Raw genomic sequence first — 17,720 nt, forward strand, 5'->3', positions numbered from 1 at the left:
CCGCTGTGGGGCCTCCCGTCCGGGAGGCCCCCCGATGGAGGGCAAGAGCCCAATGACAACCACCCTGAACCGCCCCGCTAAACAACCAGCGGCCATCAAGCCCAAACCCACCTTCAAACAGAGGCTGAACGTCTTCGACGTCAAGGCCTCGCCCTACCTGTACATCGCCCCGTTCTTCATCCTCTTCGCGCTGGTGGGACTGTTCCCGCTGGTCTACACCTTCGTGGTGAGCCTCTTCGACTGGCACCTGCTCAAGGGCCAGGGCGACTTCGTAGGCCTGCAGAACTTCGCGGAAGTCCTGCAGGACCGCTTCTTCTGGAACTCCCTGTTCAACACCATGAGCATCTTCCTGCTCTCCGCGATACCGCAGTTGGCCGTGGCGCTCTTCCTTGCCGCCGTGCTGGACCAGAACCTCCGGGCCAAGACCTTCTGGCGGATGAGCGTCCTCCTGCCTTACATCGTCACTCCGGTGGCGGTGGCCATGATCTTCACCAACATGTTCGGCGAGCAGTACGGCCTCATTAACAATGTGTTGGGGAATTTCGGCCTCGATCCAGTGATGTGGAAGAACGAGACATTGCCCAGCCACATAGCCATCGCCACCATGGTGAACTGGCGCTGGACCGGCTACAACGCCCTCATCCTGCTGGCGGCAATGCAGGCCGTTCCCCGCGACCTGTACGAGTCGGCGGCCCTGGACGGTGCCGGAGCCCTGCGCAGGTTCTTCAGCATCACCCTGCCGAGCATCCGTCCCACCATGGTGTTCGTGGTGATCACCTCCACCATCGGCGGCCTGCAGATCTTCACCGAACCCCGCCTCTTTGATCCCGCCAGCGCCGGCGGCTCCCAGCGGCAGTTCCAGACCACTGTCCTCTACCTGTGGGAAATGGCCTTCCAGCGCCAGAACTTCGGCAAGGCGTCCACCATCGCCTGGCTGCTGTTCCTGATCATCGTGCTGTTCGGTGTCATCAACTACCTCATCTCCCGGCGCATCGCCACTGCCGATGCCGCTAAGCCCTCCCGGTCAATCCGGAGGGCCCGGGAACGTGCTGAAAGGACTACGCGATGAGCATCATCGAGGGGGCGCCTCCCGCGCCGGCCGGCACGCTGCCGGGCAGGAAGACGCCTGCCGGCCGCCCGGCCACTTTCCGAAAGCGCTTTACGGGCTCCAGCGAAAAGCCCGGGTTCCTCACCTACGGCCTGCTCCTCGCCTTCCTGGTGTCCTCGGCCTACCCGCTGTGGTGGTCCGCCGTCATCGGCAGCCGCTCCAACGAGGCACTCGGCGAAACCTGGCCGCCACTCCTGCCGGGCGGAAACTTTTGGACCAACGTGGGCGAGGTCTTCGACACCATTCCGTTCTGGCTCGCCCTCGGAAACAGTGTCCTGATTTCCTGCATCATCACCGTCTCCGTAGTGGGCTTCTCCACCCTGGCCGGTTACGCATTCGCCAAACTGCGCTTCAGGGGCCGGAACGGGCTCATGCTCATGGTGGTGGCCACTATGGCCATCCCCACCCAGCTGGGCATCATCCCGCTCTTTATGGTGATGCGCACCCTTGGCTGGACCGGCGAAATCGGTGCCGTGGTGGTGCCCACGCTGGTGACCGCATTCGGCGTCTTCTTTATGCGCCAGTACCTGGTGGACGTCATTCCGGATGAACTTATCGAGTCCGCCAGGATGGACGGGGCCAGCATGATCTCCACGTTCTGGCACGTTGCCATGCCCGCCGCCCGTCCCGCCATGGCCATCCTGGGACTGTTCACCTTTATGACGGCCTGGACCGATTTCCTCTGGCCGCTGCTGGTGCTCGACGCCGGCAATCCCACTTTGCAGACGGCGCTCAGCCAGCTGCAGTCAGCCCGCTACGTGGACTACTCCGTGGTCCTCGCCGGAGCGGTGCTGGCCACCCTGCCGCTCCTGGTGCTCTTCGCACTGGCCGGCAAACAACTCATCTCAGGAATCATGCAAGGAGCAGTGAAGGGCTAATGCAGCACCCTACCTACAGGCGGCAATGGCCCGAGGGCTTTATTTGGGGGTCGGCGACGGCGGCCGCACAGATAGAAGGCGCCGGCCACGAAGGAGGCAAGGAAGATTCCATTTGGGACCACTTCGCGAGGATCCCCGGAGCGATTGCCCGCGGCGAGAACCTTGAGCAGGCAGTGGACCACTACCACCGGATGCCCCAGGACGTCCGGCTGATGAAAGAGCTGGGGCTGGACTCCTACCGCTTTTCCACCAGCTGGGCGCGGGTGCGCCCTGGGGACAGGGAGGTGAACCGCGAAGGGCTGGACTTCTACTCCCGGCTGGTGGATGAGCTTCTTGAAGCAGGGATCCTGCCGTGGCTCACCCTCTACCACTGGGACCTGCCGCAGGCCCTCGAAGAAAAGGGCGGCTGGGCCAACCGGGACACCGCGTACAGGTTCGTGGAGTACGCCAACGACGTCTACTCGGCGCTGGGGGACAGGGTCCAGCACTGGACCACCTTCAACGAGCCCTTCTGCTCATCCCTCTTGGGGTACGGCTCCGGAGTGCATGCCCCCGGCCGGCAGGAGCCTGCGGCAGCCATCGCCGCGGTGCACCACCAGCACCTGGCCCACGGGCTGGCAGTACATGCCCTGCGTGGGCGCGGTGCCCGGCACCTGGGCATCACCTTGAACCTGAGCAATTCCATTCCGCGGGACAGCCAGGACCCTGTGGACCTGGAGGCCGCACGCCGCTTCGACTCATTGCAGAACCGGATCTTCCTCGATCCCATCCTGCGTGGAGCTTATCCGGAAGACTCCCTCCGGGACCTCGCCCCCTTCGGCCTCCAGGACCTGATTCTCCCGGGCGACCTGGAGGTCATCAGCGCGCCGCTGGAGTTCCTCGGTGTGAACCATTACCACGATGACCTCATCAGCGGCCATGCAGACGATGCCGGAAGCGACGGCCACTCCGGCGGCGCGGAACGTGACTCCGCCTCACCATGGATCGGTTCGGAGGACATCGCATTTCCCAGCCGTGGGCTGCCGCGGACGGCGATGGGCTGGGAAGTGAACCCTGACGGGCTCCGGAAACTCCTGGTGCGGCTGGGGGAGGAGTACCCCTCGCTGCCACCGCTGTACATCACCGAAAATGGAGCAGCGTATGAGGACATTGTCAGCCCCGACGGCGCCGTCCACGATGAAGAGCGGACCGGGTTCATCCTGGAGCACGTGGCTGCCGTCAGCGAAGCAATAGACCAGGGCGCCGACGTGCGCGGGTATTTTGTCTGGTCCCTCCTGGACAACTTCGAGTGGTCCTGGGGCTACGGAAAGCGCTTCGGCATTGTCCGGGTGGACTACGGCACGCTGGAACGCACCGTCAAGGACAGCGGCAAGGCCTACGCCGGGCTGATCGCCGCGGCACGGCAGGGCACGTCCCAACCGCCTGCGTTCCTGCCCGCCTAAACTGAACTTCCCGGCACCTGTGCCAGCCAGACCACGGAGCGAAGAAAAGTGAAGCAAGACACCAGCGGAAACCGGCCCACGCCCACCCTGGAAATGGTGGCGGCGCTGGCCGGCGTCTCCCGCGCCACAGTGTCGCGCGTGGTTAATGACGTGCCAAGCGTTGACGAGGATATTGCAGCCAAAGTGCGGCAGGCCATCCTGGCCGTCAACTACACGCCCAACCGGGCTGCCCGGTCCCTGGCCAGCAGGCGCCCCAACTCGGTGACGCTCATCGTGCCGGAGTCCACGTCCAAGGTCTTCGCGGACCCGTTCTTCGCGTCCGTGGTCCAGGGCGTGGCGCTGTACCTTGCGGACACGGACTACACGCTGAACATGGTCATTGCTTCCGAGGCGAAGCCGGAGAAGACCCGGGCCTTCTTGCTCGGCGGGAATGTGGCGGGGGCGCTGGTGGTGTCCCACCACGCAGGGGACCGGTCCTGGACCCACCTGAGCGATTACATCCCTATGGTGTTTGCCGGCAGGCCGCTGGGAGAAAGCGCCAGCTACTACGTGGACGTGGATAACGAAGCTGCTGCTGCAGGGGCCACAAGGCTGCTCATCAACAACGGACGGACCAACATCGCCACCATTGCCGGGCCCCAGGACATGCCGCCCGGCATTGACCGCATCAGCGGCTGGCGGCTGGCCATGGCCGAGGCAGGCCTGGATGACTCCCTGGTTGAGTACGGGGACTTCACCCTGGCGTCGGGGGCGAAGGCGATGCGCCGCCTGCTCGGCAGCGGGAAGCCGATCGACGGCCTGTTCGTGGCCAATGACCAGATGGCCGCCGGTGCCTACACCGTGCTGCAGGAACGGGGGCTCCGCATACCGCAGGATGTGGCCGTGGTGGGCTTCGACGACGATTCGTTCGCCACCTCGGTCAACCCCCAGCTGACCACAGTGCACCACCCGATCATTGAGATGGGCAAGAAGATGGCCGAAATCCTGGTGGACCTCATCGAGGGGAAGGACACCGCACGCGTCACGCAGATTCCTACCTCACTGGTGATCCGGGAGTCCGCATGACGGCGGGCCCCGGCTCCGGCGGCCGCGCAGCACACGGGCAAACCCTCCGGTGGGGCGTTGTGGCCACAGGACGGATCGCGCACCGGGTCACCCGCGACCTGGCCCGCCTTGAAGGAGCTGAGCTTTATGCCGTAAGTTCGCGCCGCGAAGGCTCAGCGCGGGCCTTCGCTGACGAGCACGGTTTTGCTGCCAGGTACCATGACAATCCCTCCGGCTCCGGATACCAACAGCTTTTTGATGATCCCCGGGTGGATGTGGTGTACGTTGCCACGCCGCACGCCCAGCATTTTGAGGTTGTCCGTGCGGCCCTTGAAGCCGGAAAGCACGTCCTGTGCGAGAAGCCCTTCACGATCAACGCCAGCGAAGCCCGGGAGCTGGTGCAGCTGGCAGGGGAGCGCAGCCTGTTCCTGATGGAGGCCGTCTGGACACGGTTCCTGCCGGCAACCCGCCGGGCCCTTGAGATCATCAGGGGCGGCGGGATTGGAACGGTGCGCTGGGTCCAGGCCGATCTTGGTTTTCCGGCTGCGTATGATCCGGCGGACAGGCTGTGGGACCCTGCGGCCGGGGGAGGAGCCCTCCTGGACCTCGCCGTGTATCCGTTGACGTGGGCGGCGACGGCACTGGGCTTCCCTGCAGGGCTCACGGCACAAGGCCACCTGAACCAGGACGGCGTGGACGTCCAGAACACCCTTGCGCTTGAGTACCCGGAAGGGGCGGCAGCCCAGCTCACGTCCTCTCTCCAGTCCGCCGGTCCCGGGACGGCAACCATCAGCGGAACAGCAGGATGGATACGGACCGGTTCACCGCTGTACAACCCGCGAAAGCTGGAAATCTGCGGCCAGGACGGAACCATCCGGGTGGAAGAATTCCACGAGGAAGCTGAGGGCTTCATCCACGAACTGCGCGAAACGGCCCGCTGCATCCGGGCTGGCCTCCAGGAGAGCCCACTGATGCCCTGGGCGGAAACCGTGCAGATGATGGGGCTGCTGGACCAGGCCCGGGAGCAGTTGGGGCTGCACTACGCGAACGACGCGCGGGCGGTTACCACTTAGAGCGCCGGCAGCACGTCACGGGCTTCGCGGGCGTCCATCCCGGTGGCCTCCAGCAGGTCCACCATCAGCGGCCGGTACAGCATCACCACCGTCTCGCCCTCAAGCCGCTGCACCTCCAGCAGTTTGGGGTGCAGGCGCAGGGCAATCTCGCTCAGGTCCTGGCGGGCGGTGCGCAGGTGGGCGCGCCGGGCGCCGTCGTGCGTTTCCGCCAGGCCCAGCGAAAGCTCATCAATGGCGGCAGCGGTCTCCTGCAGCACCTCAGCGATGTTTTCGGTGGCCTCGTCGGACAGCGCCGCGTGGTTGATGGCGCTGGTCAGCCTGCGTGCAAAAACGCGGCTGTTCCGCAGCGCCAGGTCGATGAAGTCGAGCGACTGTTTGAGCCGGTCCAGCTCGTCCCGGTGCCGGCGGTAGGCCGGCGCGAGGGTGGCCACCTCGCCGGAAGCGCGCAGGGACTGGCGCATCCCGTCCACCAGCGGCTGGCAGTTCCTGCCCCGGATGAGGGCGTGCCACGCCTGGGTGGAATCGCTGTTGACCAGCGCTCCGGCGCACTCACGCAATACCTCGGCTAGCTCGTGCAGCAGCTTCTGCACGTCCTTGCGGGGTTCGCGGCGGGGGTCCTTGGGCGCCAGGATGGTCACCAGCAGGGCGAACAGTCCGCCTACCACGGCATCGATGCTCCTGGTGAACGGACCGCCCGACGGCGCGGGCAGCAGCACCACCAGCAGCGACTGCAGGGCCAGTTGGGTGGTGAAGATGTTCCCGCTGTCCAGGAACCTTGCGAGCAGGATGGAAAACAAAAGGACGACGGCGGCCTGCCAGATTCCGGCGCCCAGCCAGTGCAGGAGGAGGTCGCCCACCGCAATACCGATGGTGCAGCCCAGGCCCACCTCCAGCACCCGCCGCAGCCGCGGTTCACGGGAGAAGCCAAGTGCGATCAGCGATGAGGTAGCCGCGAAAAGCGGACCGGAGTGGCCCAGCACGTATTCAGCGAAAGCGTAGGCACCCACGGCACAGACCGTCATCTGGATGGCCGGGATGAGGGAATTGCGGCTCCGGATCATGCCGGTGCGGAAGCGGCCGCGCAGGAAGCGCCTGCCTGCTGAGAGTCCTGCTGCGGGGGCCATGCGGTCCAGTCTATTGCCGGCCCGCACATTTCCTTTGGCGACTCTTTGGCGCCGGTGCACTACGGCCGGACATGTGATCTGCGCAATGGTGACCGGGCATTTGTCAGCGAATATCCCGCCGTCGTTAATCCTCCGTTCACTTTGGTCCGCCCATCCCGTTACCTGCGGGGCCTAACTTCGTTGAAGGTACAAAACCTACGCATCGCGCAGCAGGGTTCTCCGTCCCTGTCCGCAACTGAAAAACCCTGGAAGGGGTACATCTAGTGAAGGCACTCCGCTTCGGCCGCCACGCGGCTATCGCTGTTATCGCAGCCGGCGCTCTGGCGCTTACCTCCTGCGGTTCAGACAACGCCACGGGTACCGCCCCCGCAGGCACCCAGGCTGCTTCAGGCCCCAAGGTCACCGGCACCCTGACCGGCATCGGCGCATCTTCCACCGGTGCAGCCATGGATGCCTGGAAGGCCGGCTTCGCCTCCGCCAACCAGGGTGCCACCGTGCAGTACTCCCCGGACGGCTCCGGCGCAGGGCGCAAGGCGATCATCGACGGCTCGGCCCAGTTCGCCGGTTCCGACGCCTACCTGAAGGACGAAGAACTCGAGGCCTCCAAAGCTGTGTGCGGCCCTGACGGCGCCATCAACATCCCGGTCTACATCTCTCCGATCGCAGTGGCATTCAACCTGCCGGGCATCACCGAGCTGAAGCTGGATGCGGCCACCGTTGCCAAGATCTTCCGTGGCGAGATCAGCAACTGGAACGATCCCGCCATCGCTGCCCTGAATGAAGGCGTCGAGCTCCCCGACCTCAAGGTCACCCCGGTGAACCGCTCGGACGACTCGGGCACCACCACCAACTTCACCGACTACCTCGCGGCCGCTGCCCCCGAGGTTTGGACGGACAAGGCCTCCGGAGTCTGGCCTGCAAGCCTGCAGGGCGAGAACGCCAAGGGCACCTCCGGTGTGGTCAAGACCGTCACCGACACCCCCGGCGCCGTGACCTACGCGGATGACTCAGCCGTGGGCGGCTCCCTCGGCACCGCAGCCATCAAGGTGGGCGAGGAGTTCGTCGAAATCTCCGCAGAAGCCGCCGCCAGCGCAGTGGAGGCCGGCTCCCCGGTTGAGGGCCGCGCCGAGAACGACATTGCCATCAAGCTGGACCGCAAGACGACCGCTTCCGGCGCCTACCCGATCGTGCTGGTTTCCTACCACGTGGTCTGCAGCGCCTACGACAGCCAGGAGACCGCTGACCTGGTCAAGGCCTTCGAGAACTACGTAGTTTCCGAGGAGGGCCAGCAGGCCGCCGCGGACTCCGCTAAGTCTGCGCCGCTGTCCTCCGCCCTGACGGAGAAGGCCACCGCAGCGATCGAGTCCATCAAGGTCAAGTCCTAATAACCGCTCCGATTCCGGGTTCCCCGCCTGCCGAAAGGCAGTGCGGGGAACTTGGCATTGGATGCCTCCCCTTCCAGCCCCAGTACCACCACGATCGAAGGGCCGTCGAATGACCGCCACCACCCTGACCAGCACCCAGGGCGCCGGCCGCGCCGGGGACAAAATCTTTTCCGGCGCCGCACTCGCCGCCGGCTGCCTCATCCTCGCCGTCCTCTTCGGCGTCGCGCTCTTCCTGGTGGTCCAGGCCATCCCCGCGCTCACCGCCCCGGCCGAGGAAATCCAGGGCGGAGAAGGCTTCTTCGCCTACATCTGGCCCATCGTGATCGGCACACTCATCGCCGCAGTCATCGCACTGGTGATTGCCACCCCCATCGCCATCGGCGTGGCCCTGTTCATTTCGCACTTTGCCCCCCGCGGGCTGGCCGCCGGACTCGGCTACGTGGTTGACCTGCTCGCCGCCATCCCGTCCGTGGTCTACGGCGCCTGGGGTGCGGCTTTCCTTGCGAAGGAAATTTCGCCGGCCTACAACTGGCTCGCAGCGAACATGGGCTGGCTGCCCATCTTCCAGGGCCCTGCCTCGGCCACGGGCAAGACCATCCTCACCGCGGGCATCGTGCTCTCCGTGATGGTGCTCCCCATCATCACCTCGCTGTCCCGGGAAATCTTCCTGCAGACCCCTAAACTGCACGAGGAAGCAGCCCTTGCCCTGGGTGCCACCCGCTGGGAAATGATCAAGATGTCCGTCCTGCCCTTCGCGCGCCCAGGCATCATCAGCGCCGTCATGCTGGGCCTGGGCCGTGCCCTGGGGGAAACCATGGCCGTGGCACTGGTGCTCTCCTCCGGCGCCCTCACCGCCAGCCTGATCCAGTCCGGCAACCAGACCATTGCCGCGGAAATCGCCCTGAACTTCCCGGAGGCCAGTGGCCTCAAGGTCAGCACCCTGATCGCTGCCGGCCTGGTCCTGTTCGTCATCACCCTGGCCGTGAACATGATCGCCCGCTGGATCATCACCCGGCACAAAGAATTTTCGGGAGCCAACTAAATGACCTCCACGCTTACCCCCGTTCGCAGCAAGCGCTCGGCACTCACCAAGGGCCAGCTGCCCAAGTACGCTCCCTACGTGGTTCTGGCCGCAGCGCTGATCGCCGGCGCCGCCGTCCTCGCCCTGGTGGGCTTCAACGCCTTCGGCTGGGGAATTGTCTCGGCGATCCTCTTCGCTGTGGGCCTGGTGTCCTGGAGCGCCGCCGTCGAAGGCTCCCGCAAAGCCAAGGACAAGCTGGCCACCTGCCTGGTGGTGGGCTCCTTCCTCATTGCACTGCTCCCGTTGATTTCGGTGATCTGGACTGTCCTGGTCAACGGAATCCCCGGCCTCCTGGCCCCCGGATTCATGACCACCTCCATGAACGGCGTCACCGGCGTCTTCGACAACCGTGCAGTGGAGGACGGCGCGCCGGTCATCGGCGGCATCTACCACGCGCTCCTGGGAACCATCCAGATCACCCTGCTGGCCACCATCATCTCCGTGCCGGTGGGCCTGCTGACGTCGATCTACCTGGTGGAGTACGGCAACGACGGCCGGCTGGCCCGCGCCATCACGTTCTTCGTGGACGTTATGACCGGCATCCCCTCCATCGTGGCCGGCCTCTTCGCAGCAGCGTTCTTCTTTGCAGTGGTGGGCCCGGGTACCAAGACTGGTGCCGTGGCCGCCGTCGCGCTTTCCGTGCTGATGATTCCGGTGGTGGTGCGTTCCAGCGAGGAAATGCTGAAGATCGTCCCCAACGAACTGCGTGAAGCGGCGTACGCGCTGGGCGTGCGCAAGTGGCGCACCATCATCAAGGTGGTTATTCCGACGGCGATCTCCGGCATCGCGTCCGGCGTCACCCTGGCCATCGCCCGGGTCATCGGCGAAACAGCGCCGATCCTGGTCACCGCAGGGTTCGCCACCAGCATCAACTCGAACGTGTTCGGCGGCTGGATGGCTTCGCTGCCCACCTTCATCTACACCCAGATCCTGAACCCCACCTCGCCGGCGAACCCCGACCCGTCGTCGCAGCGCGCCTGGGGTGCCGCCCTGGTGCTGATCATCCTGGTGATGGTCCTGAACCTCGCCGCACGGCTGATTGCCAGGATCTTCGCCCCCAAGACAGGCCGCTAACCGGCCATCACCCCTTCCGGTCCGGCGGGCCGGATGCCAGACTTCAATTCATACCCAGTTAGTGAAGGAACACCATGTCTAAGCGCATCGACGTCAAGGACCTGAATGTCTACTACGGCGATTTCCTTGCCGTGGAGGACGTCACCATCAACATCGAGGCCAAATCCGTTACGGCATTCATCGGCCCCTCGGGCTGCGGCAAGTCCACTTTCCTGCGGACGCTGAACCGTATGCACGAGGTCCTCCCCGGCGCCCGCGTTGAAGGCGAAGTCCTGCTGGACGGGGACAACCTTTACGGCCCCGGCGTGGACCCCGTGACCGTGCGCTCGCAGATCGGCATGGTGTTCCAGCGGCCCAATCCGTTCCCCACCATGTCCATCCGCGACAACGTGCTGGCGGGCGTGAAGCTGAACAACAAGAAGATTTCCAAGGGTGAGGCTGACGTCCTCGTGGAACGCTCCCTGAAGGGCGCCAACCTGTGGAACGAGGTCAAGGACCGCCTGGAAAAGCCGGGCTCCGGCCTCTCCGGCGGGCAGCAGCAGCGGCTCTGCATTGCACGGGCCATCGCCGTGGAGCCGCAGGTGATCCTCATGGACGAGCCGTGTTCCGCGCTGGACCCCATCTCCACGCTGGCCATAGAAGACCTCATCAACGAGCTCAAGGACCAGTACACCGTGGTGATCGTTACCCACAACATGCAGCAGGCCGCCCGGGTATCGGACCGCACCGCGTTCTTCAACATCGCAGGCACCGGAAAGCCGGGCAAGCTGATCGAGGTGGGGGACACCCAGACCATCTTCAGCAACCCCGTCCAGAAGGCCACCGAGGACTACGTCTCCGGCCGTTTCGGATAGAGACCGGCCTTAGCGGCCTTACCCTGACCCGGGCCGGGGCCCTGACCCGCGCCGCTGGGCCCTGACCCGCGCCGCTGGGCCCTGACCCGCGCCGCTGGGCCTGACCCCCGGCCCGGCCCTGGACCGCATCCGGGCCCTGCGCCGGCTAGCGTCCCAAGACTCGGCCAGGTCCATGCCGCTGCTAGCTATAAGCGAATGTATTTAGTACGCTGAACTAGATACTTTGGAAACTAGTAAATAGCATGCTTAGGAGTTTTGCCGTGACGCAGATGGCAACTGGCCGCAGAGGCCACCCGCTTAGAGTTTCCAAGCCGGGGGCGGCCAAGGCTGCCCAGCAGAACGAGGCCCTCGACAATGCGTACATCGCCGGGCCGGCCGCCGCTGCCCCCTTTTCCTTCGCCGCAGCCGGGGCGGCTGCCGCGCCGGTGGCAGCGGGCCTTGCAGGGACGGACGCTCCGGCCGGGGAGGACTACGTTTCCGCGGTGTGGCGCACCAGTTCGTACCTGGAAACCGTGCAGTGGGAGCTGGATGTTGCCCACGAGTCGCTGGTGCAGGCCATCAGGGAGGCGGCGGCTAACGGGGTGGACCAGGCTGTGCTGCTCCAGGCTGCGAACATGACGCCCAACGAGCTGGCAGCTGCCATGGTGGACACCACGCCTGCATTTCCCGCAGCGATCTAGGCATCGGCCGGAATCGCGCGTCCGGTTGCGGCAGCCTGCTGCTACTCCTGCTACTCCGGGATTTCCAGCTGGAAACCACACCGGCAGCGCAGGACCCGGGTAGGCAGGCAGACAGCGTTGAGGCTGCCACCGTTGTTGCTGCTCCGGTAGCACAGCCGTTCAATCTCGAGCCCGGCCTCTTCCATGGGGAAGCCGCAATGGATGTAGTCATCACCGAACATGATGACCTTGGCCATCCAGCGGACCTGGTGCAGCGCCGCGGCAACATCCCCCGCGTAGGCGAGATGCTCGTTGAACAACCCGCAGTCGTTGCAGGTGTAGGAGACAGTGACCAGGTCCCCATTGGCTGCGCCCATCGCCCTGATGGCATGGATGGTCAGCTGGTGCTCCGTACCGCAGGTTTCGCAGCGCAGCTGGCGTGGCTGGGGCGGGGAGTGCCGGGGATTCGAAGTAGACATGATGCCTGCTCTTTTCCACAATGTGCATCCTGGCCGCCGGTATGCTGCAGCGGCTCGTCCGCGGCCGTGCACCCGGCGGCGGATGTAAGGCCCTGTCTGTGTGGCTTCTGCTGCTGCATGACTTTACTGCTGGGTGCCTTTTACTACTGTGCAGCGTCGAATTTCCTGGGGCCCACTTTCGAATCTACGTGACGGAACTGCGGCTGTATAGGGAACTGCAGGCAACGTAGCGAACCCGTAACCGTACCCTGGGCCGCCTTCTCCATGCTCCTGGCAAGCCTGCCTCCGAACTCCGAGCTCTAATCTCCGAGCCTCCAAGCCCCGAGCCCCGGCCAGGTCCGGTCCGTGCCGGAAGCTAGCCGGCGAGCGGGGTCATGGCCAAGGCCAGCACGAAAGCAAGCGCCGCCGTGGCGAGCGGAGTCAGGAGCCAAAGCCCCACGATCCGGATCACCAGCTTCCGGTTCGTCACGGAAAAATTCTGGTTCTCGCCTGCGCCCAGGACCGCTGAGGTCACCGTGTGCGTGGTGGACAACGGCCAGTGCAGCCCAATGGCGCCCACAAAGAGCATCACCGCGCTGAAGATCTGCGCCACTGAACCCCGCAGCGGATCGATCCGGGTGATCTTGTACGCGATGGTGTGCGAGATCCGCCATCCGCCAAACATTGTCCCGGCGGCCATCATCACGGCGGACAGCAGCACCACCCACAGGGGTATGGTGCCGGGATCGGCATATCCTGCTGCCAGCAGTGCCAGCAGCAGAACGGCGCTCACACGCTGCCCATCCTGCAGGCCGTGACCAAAAGCCACGGCCCCGGCGGCGATGGCCTGGCTCCGGCGGAAGCGGTGGTTGACCACGTTGGGCTGCGTGTAGCGTGCCGCCCACGTGGCCGGATACACCAGCATGAAGGCGCCGCTGTAGGCAACAAGCGGGGACAGCACCAGCGGCAGCACTACCTGGAACAGTAGGGACTGGTCCACGCCGCCGACGCCGGGGCCGCCTAGCGCCAGGCTGGCCAGTCCGGCACCGGCCAGTCCGCCCACCAGGGCGTGCGTGGAGGAAGCCGGGATGCCCCGCCACCACAGCAGGATTCCCCAGGCGCAGGCGCTTGCCAGGCCGGCCACAAGGATGCTCAGGCCCCCATTGCCGGGCGGAAGGCTGATCCAGGCCTGGCTGACAGCCACGGCCAGGCCGGCGCTCAGCAGGGCACCCACAAAGTTGAAGAATGCAGCCAGCAGAACCGCCACGCTGGGGGTGAGTGCCCGGGTGCGCACAGCAAGGGCCACGGAGGTTGAGGCATCCCGGAAGCCGTTGAGGAACGTAAACGCCGCGGCCAGCAGGACCACGAATCCGAAGATGACCGGCGTCACCTCAGGATTCCTTGACGATGATGCTGCCCACCTGGGTGGCGATCCGCCGCATGTCCTTGGTGACTTCCACCAGCTGGTTGGCGATGTCCCGGTTGCGGGAGTACTGGGCCCACTTCATGTCCGCGATCATGTCCGCCACCCACACCCGGTGCGTCCTCTCGGCACGCTGGGCAAGGCGGAGGATTTCGATCCAGTAGTCCTCGAGGTCGTCCAGGTTGTTAAGCCGGCGCATGGCGTCCACTGTCAGTTCGGCCTGCCGGCTGATGATCTCCAGCTGGTCGGCCGCGCGTTTGGGCAGCCGCTCCAGCTTGTACAGGGCCACCAGCTCCGCAGCTGCGTCCATCTTTTCCATGGCCTCGTTGAGGTAGCGGGAGAGCGCGTACATGTCCTCGCGGGGGAGCGGGTTCACGAAACTGGTGCGCATGTGCGTCAGCAGGGCGAAGTGCAGTTCAGCGGACTTTGCCTCGTGGTTGTGCATGTCCTCCACGAGCTTGCCGTGCTCAGCGGCGGGGACGCCCAGTATTTCGGCCAGGGTGGCGCTGGCCAGCACGATCTGCTGGGCCAGCTGCGAAAGGAGGTCCAGCCCGGCGGGCTCCTGGGGAAAAAGGCGCAGCTTCACGTGTTTACCGGTCTCCGGGAAAAGTAAGGGCGGGGGGTTGCTGCCGTGTGACTTGACCCCGGCGGGCAACTGAGCCCCACTCTACCGGCCCTTGGCTGGGCACCTGAAAAGCGGGCATGAAAATGGTGCCGAACCGGATACGCCTCTCGGCGGTAGGCCGCTCTAGGCGGCTAATTGTTGAAGCCCGGGGGTTTCGCGGCTCGGCACCGGTTTCAGTTTTCTACTTTGGCTGGCGCAAGTCAATCTTGACAGATGGGGCAAGGGCGGGGCAGCCGGACTGAGTCAGTCGAGTTCTCCCAGCCGCCACGCATTCGCCGCGTGCTCAAGGTCCTCCGCGGTCTTGACCAGCTGGTGCGAGTTCCGGGTGAGCTTGCTGGCATGCGCCTCGTTGCCATGCTCGGCACCGTCGGCGATGGTGGCCTGGCCGAGCGCCACCACCCGGCAAAACGCTGCGGAACGTTCCAGCGCAACGTCGAACTCGCCGTCGAACGCTCCGGAAAGGATGGCATCCGCCATGGTCCGCATTTCGTCGGCACCCGGCGGCTCGGCCGCCCCTGCCACTACGTTGGACACCTGGGCGGTGTCCTTGCCGGCCCGGAAGTAGACCGAGATGCGCTCCGGGTCCTGGACCGTGGCAGCGCGCAGGGCGTACAGCCGCCACAGGGCGCCGGGCAGTGAACGCGCGGGACTCTCCGCCCACATCTCAGCGATGGCCTCCAGCCCCTGCTCGTCGGCGAGCTTCACCAGGCGCTCGGTGACCACGGGATCATCGCTGTCACGGCCGTGGCGCACCAGTGCCTGGGCAGCAAGGTGGGCAGCCTCCGAGATGCGCGCGGGGTCCGCACCCCCGGCAAAGGGCTCGAAGTCAATGGGAGCGAAGGGCTTTGGCTTATGGTGCCGGTTCGCGCCGCCGTACGGGCTGGATGCTGCTTGCTCACTCATGCCCCCACGCTACTCCTGTGCCGAGGCGGAAATCGAGCATCTATTCCCTTGCCCGGCCCGGGCTTCCGCGGCCCACGCCGGACCCGGGAGCTTCGTGCGAAGCGGCCGGAACCATGGGTTAGAGTATTAACGTCCAGAAATGGATTGGGCCGGATGGCCCGCACATACGCTGCGAATCCATCCGGCAGGGGCCTTTAGCTCAGTTGGTAGAGCATCGGACTTTTAATCCGTGGGTCGTGGGTTCGAGCCCCACAGGGCCCACTCTTTTAGCGAAGAGTGGCACGTCCCCGGCACCCTGGCAACAGGGCGCCGGGGACGTTTCCTTTTCCCGGGCTGTGCTAGGTGCCGGCCCGTCCGTCCTAAGCTTGTTGGCGAGACCGGACTTTGAAGGCGCGGATCCGCGAACAAGCCCAGGATCCCCGGCGGATCGGCTGATCCGGCGATCCGGCAGGCAGCGGGCAGAATGGGCACATGGCAAAAAGCAGCAAGGGGCGCATGCCGCGCCTGGAAGATGTGGCCGACCGGGCCGGAGTCTCCCACCAGACCGTCTCCCGGGTAATCAACAACCACCCCAACGTCAGCGAAGCCACCCGCACCAAGGTTGAGGCGGCCATCGCCGAACTGGGCTACCGGCGCAACACCGCAGCCCGGAGCCTGGTGACCCGTCGCTCGCAGACCATCGGCGTCCTGGCCAGCGAACTGTCACAGTACGGCCCCGCCAACACCCTCCTGGGCGTGGAGCAGGCAGCCCGGAATGCCGGCTACTTCGTCAGCATCGCCGCGCTGCGCGAGGTCAGCCGGGATGCCATTGCCGACGCCGCCAGCCACTTCATGGACCAGGCGGTGGACGGGATCGCGGTGCTGGTGCCGCACTCGGACACCCTTCTTGCCCTGGATGAAATGCGGCTGCCGGTGCCTGTTGTGGCCGTGGGGTCCCTTGGCAACAACAACGTAAGCGGGGCCATGGTGGACCAGCGCCGCGGCGCCCAGCTCGCCGTCGAACACCTTATTGGGGAGGGGCACCGCAGGATCGGACACCTGGCAGGGCCGCAGGACTGGATCGACGGTACAGAACGCGCCGAGGGCTGGCGCGAGGCCCTTCTGGGTGCCGGACTTACGGATGATCTCCTGCTGCAGGGCGACTGGAGCGCCGGCAGCGGATATGCCGCCGGACGGAAGCTCGCAGCTGATCGCAGTGCCACGGCGATTTTCGTGGGGAACGACCAAATGGCGCTGGGCATGCTGCGCGCGTTCGCCGAGGCAGGGGTCAGGGTGCCCGACGACGTCTCCGTGGTGGGCTTCGACGACCAGCCGGAATCCGGGTACTTCACCCCGCCGCTCACCACCGTGCGGCAGGACTTCGAGGAACTGGGCCGCCGCTGCATGGACATCATGCTCAAGGAGATCGAAGCAGGCGCTGCCGTCAGCTCCATCGTGGTTACGCCGGAACTGGTCCTCCGCGCCAGCACCGCCCCGCCGGAAGGCCAAGCACCGCCGGTAGGCAAAGCCTCGCCGGTGGACGCCGCGCCGTAGCCCCGGCGTCGCCGCAGCGGGCCCGCCCGGATGGCAGTCCCAAAAAAACTTTTAAGAATTTTCCATGCATGTGCATCCAACTCCGATGCTGCGCCGGTAGTAGAGGTGTAAGCAAAAAATGCCCGCGAGGCGGGCCGATCAATGGAGATAGACATGCGCAACAGCATTTTCACAGCAGGCGCCGGTGCAGCGGCAATCGCAGCAGCCATCGCTCTCGCCGGCCCGGCCCAGGCAGCGGAGGGGGACGCCCAGCTGTCCGTCCTCCACGGCGTCCCGGGCCTGACCGTGGACGTCTGGGTCAACGGTGACCGGACCCTCGATGACTTCACCCCCGGCAGCCTGGCCGGCCCGCTGGCCCTGCCCGCAGGCGCCTACGAACTCGCCATCACTGCCTCGGACGCCGCCGACGCTTCCGCAGCGGTCATCGGCCCCGTCAGTGTCACCCTGGCCGCCAACGGCAACTACACCGCGGTCGCCAACCTGGACGCCGCCGGCAACCCCACCGCCAACCTCTTCACCAATGACGTTTCCCAGATTGAGGCCGGCAAAGGCAAGCTGACCGTCCGGCACACAGCAGCCGCCCCTGCGGTGGACGTCCTCGCCGGCGGATCGCCGGTCATCACCAACCTGGCCAACCCGAACGAGCAGACGCTGACGCTGGACCCCGGAACCGTTCCGGCAGCAGTTGCCGCCACCGGAACCACTGCCCCGGTCATCGGCCCGGCCGACGTCACCATCGCCGAAGGCACGCACACCATTGTGTACGCCTGGGGAAGCCTGGCTGATGCGAACCTGCAGCTGGCCGTGCAGACCATTGAGGGCCTGCACTCCGCTCCGGGTTCAGTACCGGGTGCCCTCGACGGCTCCACCGTTGCCGCTCCGGCAGACTCCACCGCCCTCATGGCCGGATTCGGCGCCGCAGCCCTGGCACTGCTCCTTGGCGGCGTGGGCGTGGCCCGCACCGTCGCCGCCCGCCGGGCAGAGTAGTTCAACCGGCAGCCGCCCGGCACGTGCCGGGCGGCTGCCGCTTTTCCATCACTGATGCAGGTTCCTTCC

General features: G+C 65.7%; 17 protein-coding genes and 1 tRNA gene. 13 read left to right on the forward strand and 5 right to left on the reverse strand.

What is annotated here, in order from left to right; genetic code table 11:
• The first annotated feature begins 52 nt into the window (after window positions 1–52).
• Genes ACIQF4_RS12365 through ACIQF4_RS12385 form a run of 5 tightly spaced genes read left to right on the forward strand, consistent with a single transcriptional unit; the run spans window position 53 to window position 5,545 of the window.
• The gene (locus tag ACIQF4_RS12365) at window positions 53–1,069 is read left to right on the forward strand and encodes a carbohydrate ABC transporter permease (protein WP_231455783.1); all 1,017 of its coding nucleotides are present in this window, start codon (window positions 53–55) and stop codon (window positions 1,067–1,069) included.
• The gene (locus tag ACIQF4_RS12370) at window positions 1,066–1,986 is read left to right on the forward strand and encodes a carbohydrate ABC transporter permease (protein WP_350001241.1); all 921 of its coding nucleotides are present in this window, start codon (window positions 1,066–1,068) and stop codon (window positions 1,984–1,986) included. The genes ACIQF4_RS12365 and ACIQF4_RS12370 overlap by 4 nt, the downstream gene beginning before the upstream one ends.
• Window positions 1,986–3,428, forward strand: coding sequence for a GH1 family beta-glucosidase (locus tag ACIQF4_RS12375; protein WP_400515834.1), 1,443 nt, complete (start codon window positions 1,986–1,988; stop codon window positions 3,426–3,428). Before ACIQF4_RS12370 ends, ACIQF4_RS12375 begins: the two co-directional genes overlap by 1 nt.
• Window positions 3,429–3,476: 48 nt before the next feature.
• Complete coding sequence (locus tag ACIQF4_RS12380) at window positions 3,477–4,493, forward strand: LacI family DNA-binding transcriptional regulator (RefSeq protein WP_231455788.1); 1,017 nt, start codon at window positions 3,477–3,479, stop codon at window positions 4,491–4,493.
• Window positions 4,490–5,545: a Gfo/Idh/MocA family protein gene (locus ACIQF4_RS12385; protein WP_400515835.1), complete on the forward strand. Its 1,056-nt coding sequence runs from the start codon at window positions 4,490–4,492 to the stop codon at window positions 5,543–5,545. Before ACIQF4_RS12380 ends, ACIQF4_RS12385 begins: the two co-directional genes overlap by 4 nt.
• On the opposite strand, the gene ACIQF4_RS12390 is transcribed toward ACIQF4_RS12385, so the two are convergent.
• Window positions 5,542–6,669: an FUSC family protein gene (locus tag ACIQF4_RS12390; protein WP_350001235.1), complete on the reverse strand. Its 1,128-nt coding sequence runs from the start codon at window positions 6,667–6,669 to the stop codon at window positions 5,542–5,544. The two genes, ACIQF4_RS12385 and ACIQF4_RS12390, sit on opposite strands and share 4 nt — an antisense overlap.
• 263 nt (window positions 6,670–6,932) lie before the next feature.
• Between ACIQF4_RS12390 and pstS the strand changes: the two genes are divergently transcribed.
• From pstS to ACIQF4_RS12415, 5 genes are all read left to right on the forward strand, one after another.
• Window positions 6,933–8,054: a phosphate ABC transporter substrate-binding protein PstS gene (gene pstS, locus ACIQF4_RS12395; protein ID WP_350001233.1), complete on the forward strand. Its 1,122-nt coding sequence runs from the start codon at window positions 6,933–6,935 to the stop codon at window positions 8,052–8,054.
• 109 nt (window positions 8,055–8,163) lie between these two features.
• The gene (gene pstC / locus ACIQF4_RS12400; RefSeq protein ID WP_400515836.1) at window positions 8,164–9,096 is read left to right on the forward strand and encodes a phosphate ABC transporter permease subunit PstC; all 933 of its coding nucleotides are present in this window, start codon (window positions 8,164–8,166) and stop codon (window positions 9,094–9,096) included.
• Window positions 9,097–10,209 (forward strand): phosphate ABC transporter permease PstA, encoded by a 1,113-nt coding sequence (pstA, locus tag ACIQF4_RS12405; protein WP_350001230.1) that lies wholly within the window; start codon window positions 9,097–9,099, stop codon window positions 10,207–10,209.
• A gap of 74 nt (window positions 10,210–10,283) precedes the next feature.
• A complete protein-coding gene (gene pstB / locus ACIQF4_RS12410; RefSeq protein ID WP_066273199.1) occupies window positions 10,284–11,063 on the forward strand; it encodes a phosphate ABC transporter ATP-binding protein PstB in 780 nt (259 codons plus the stop codon).
• 260 nt (window positions 11,064–11,323) lie between these two features.
• A complete protein-coding gene (locus ACIQF4_RS12415) occupies window positions 11,324–11,743 on the forward strand; it encodes a hypothetical protein (protein WP_350001229.1) in 420 nt (139 codons plus the stop codon).
• A 50-nt stretch (window positions 11,744–11,793) separates the two neighbouring features.
• On the opposite strand, the gene ACIQF4_RS12420 is transcribed toward ACIQF4_RS12415, so the two are convergent.
• The 4 genes from ACIQF4_RS12420 to ACIQF4_RS12435 all read right to left on the reverse strand — a co-directional run bounded on the left by ACIQF4_RS12420 (window position 11,794) and on the right by ACIQF4_RS12435 (window position 15,131).
• Window positions 11,794–12,201, reverse strand: coding sequence for a hypothetical protein (locus ACIQF4_RS12420; RefSeq protein WP_400515837.1), 408 nt, complete (start codon window positions 12,199–12,201; stop codon window positions 11,794–11,796).
• A 355-nt stretch (window positions 12,202–12,556) separates the two neighbouring features.
• Window positions 12,557–13,570: an inorganic phosphate transporter gene (locus ACIQF4_RS12425; protein ID WP_350001226.1), complete on the reverse strand. Its 1,014-nt coding sequence runs from the start codon at window positions 13,568–13,570 to the stop codon at window positions 12,557–12,559.
• A 1-nt stretch (window position 13,571) separates the two neighbouring features.
• Window positions 13,572–14,189, reverse strand: a complete 618-nt coding sequence (locus tag ACIQF4_RS12430) for a DUF47 domain-containing protein (RefSeq protein WP_231455803.1) — start codon at window positions 14,187–14,189, stop codon at window positions 13,572–13,574.
• A gap of 282 nt (window positions 14,190–14,471) precedes the next feature.
• Window positions 14,472–15,131, reverse strand: coding sequence for a hypothetical protein (locus tag ACIQF4_RS12435; RefSeq protein ID WP_400515838.1), 660 nt, complete (start codon window positions 15,129–15,131; stop codon window positions 14,472–14,474).
• A 188-nt stretch (window positions 15,132–15,319) separates the two neighbouring features.
• On the opposite strand from ACIQF4_RS12435, the gene ACIQF4_RS12440 reads away from it, so the two are divergent.
• The 3 genes from ACIQF4_RS12440 to ACIQF4_RS12450 all read left to right on the forward strand — a co-directional run bounded on the left by ACIQF4_RS12440 (window position 15,320) and on the right by ACIQF4_RS12450 (window position 17,651).
• Window positions 15,320–15,392, forward strand: a tRNA-Lys gene (locus tag ACIQF4_RS12440).
• 210 nt (window positions 15,393–15,602) lie between these two features.
• Window positions 15,603–16,664: a LacI family DNA-binding transcriptional regulator gene (locus ACIQF4_RS12445; RefSeq protein ID WP_400515839.1), complete on the forward strand. Its 1,062-nt coding sequence runs from the start codon at window positions 15,603–15,605 to the stop codon at window positions 16,662–16,664.
• 153 nt (window positions 16,665–16,817) lie between these two features.
• Window positions 16,818–17,651: a DUF4397 domain-containing protein gene (locus ACIQF4_RS12450; protein ID WP_400515840.1), complete on the forward strand. Its 834-nt coding sequence runs from the start codon at window positions 16,818–16,820 to the stop codon at window positions 17,649–17,651.
• The last annotated feature ends 69 nt before the right edge of the window (window positions 17,652–17,720 follow it).

It is taken from the genome of Pseudarthrobacter sp. NPDC092202 (assembly GCF_044755505.1).
GTDB lineage: Bacteria > Actinomycetota > Actinomycetes > Actinomycetales > Micrococcaceae > Arthrobacter.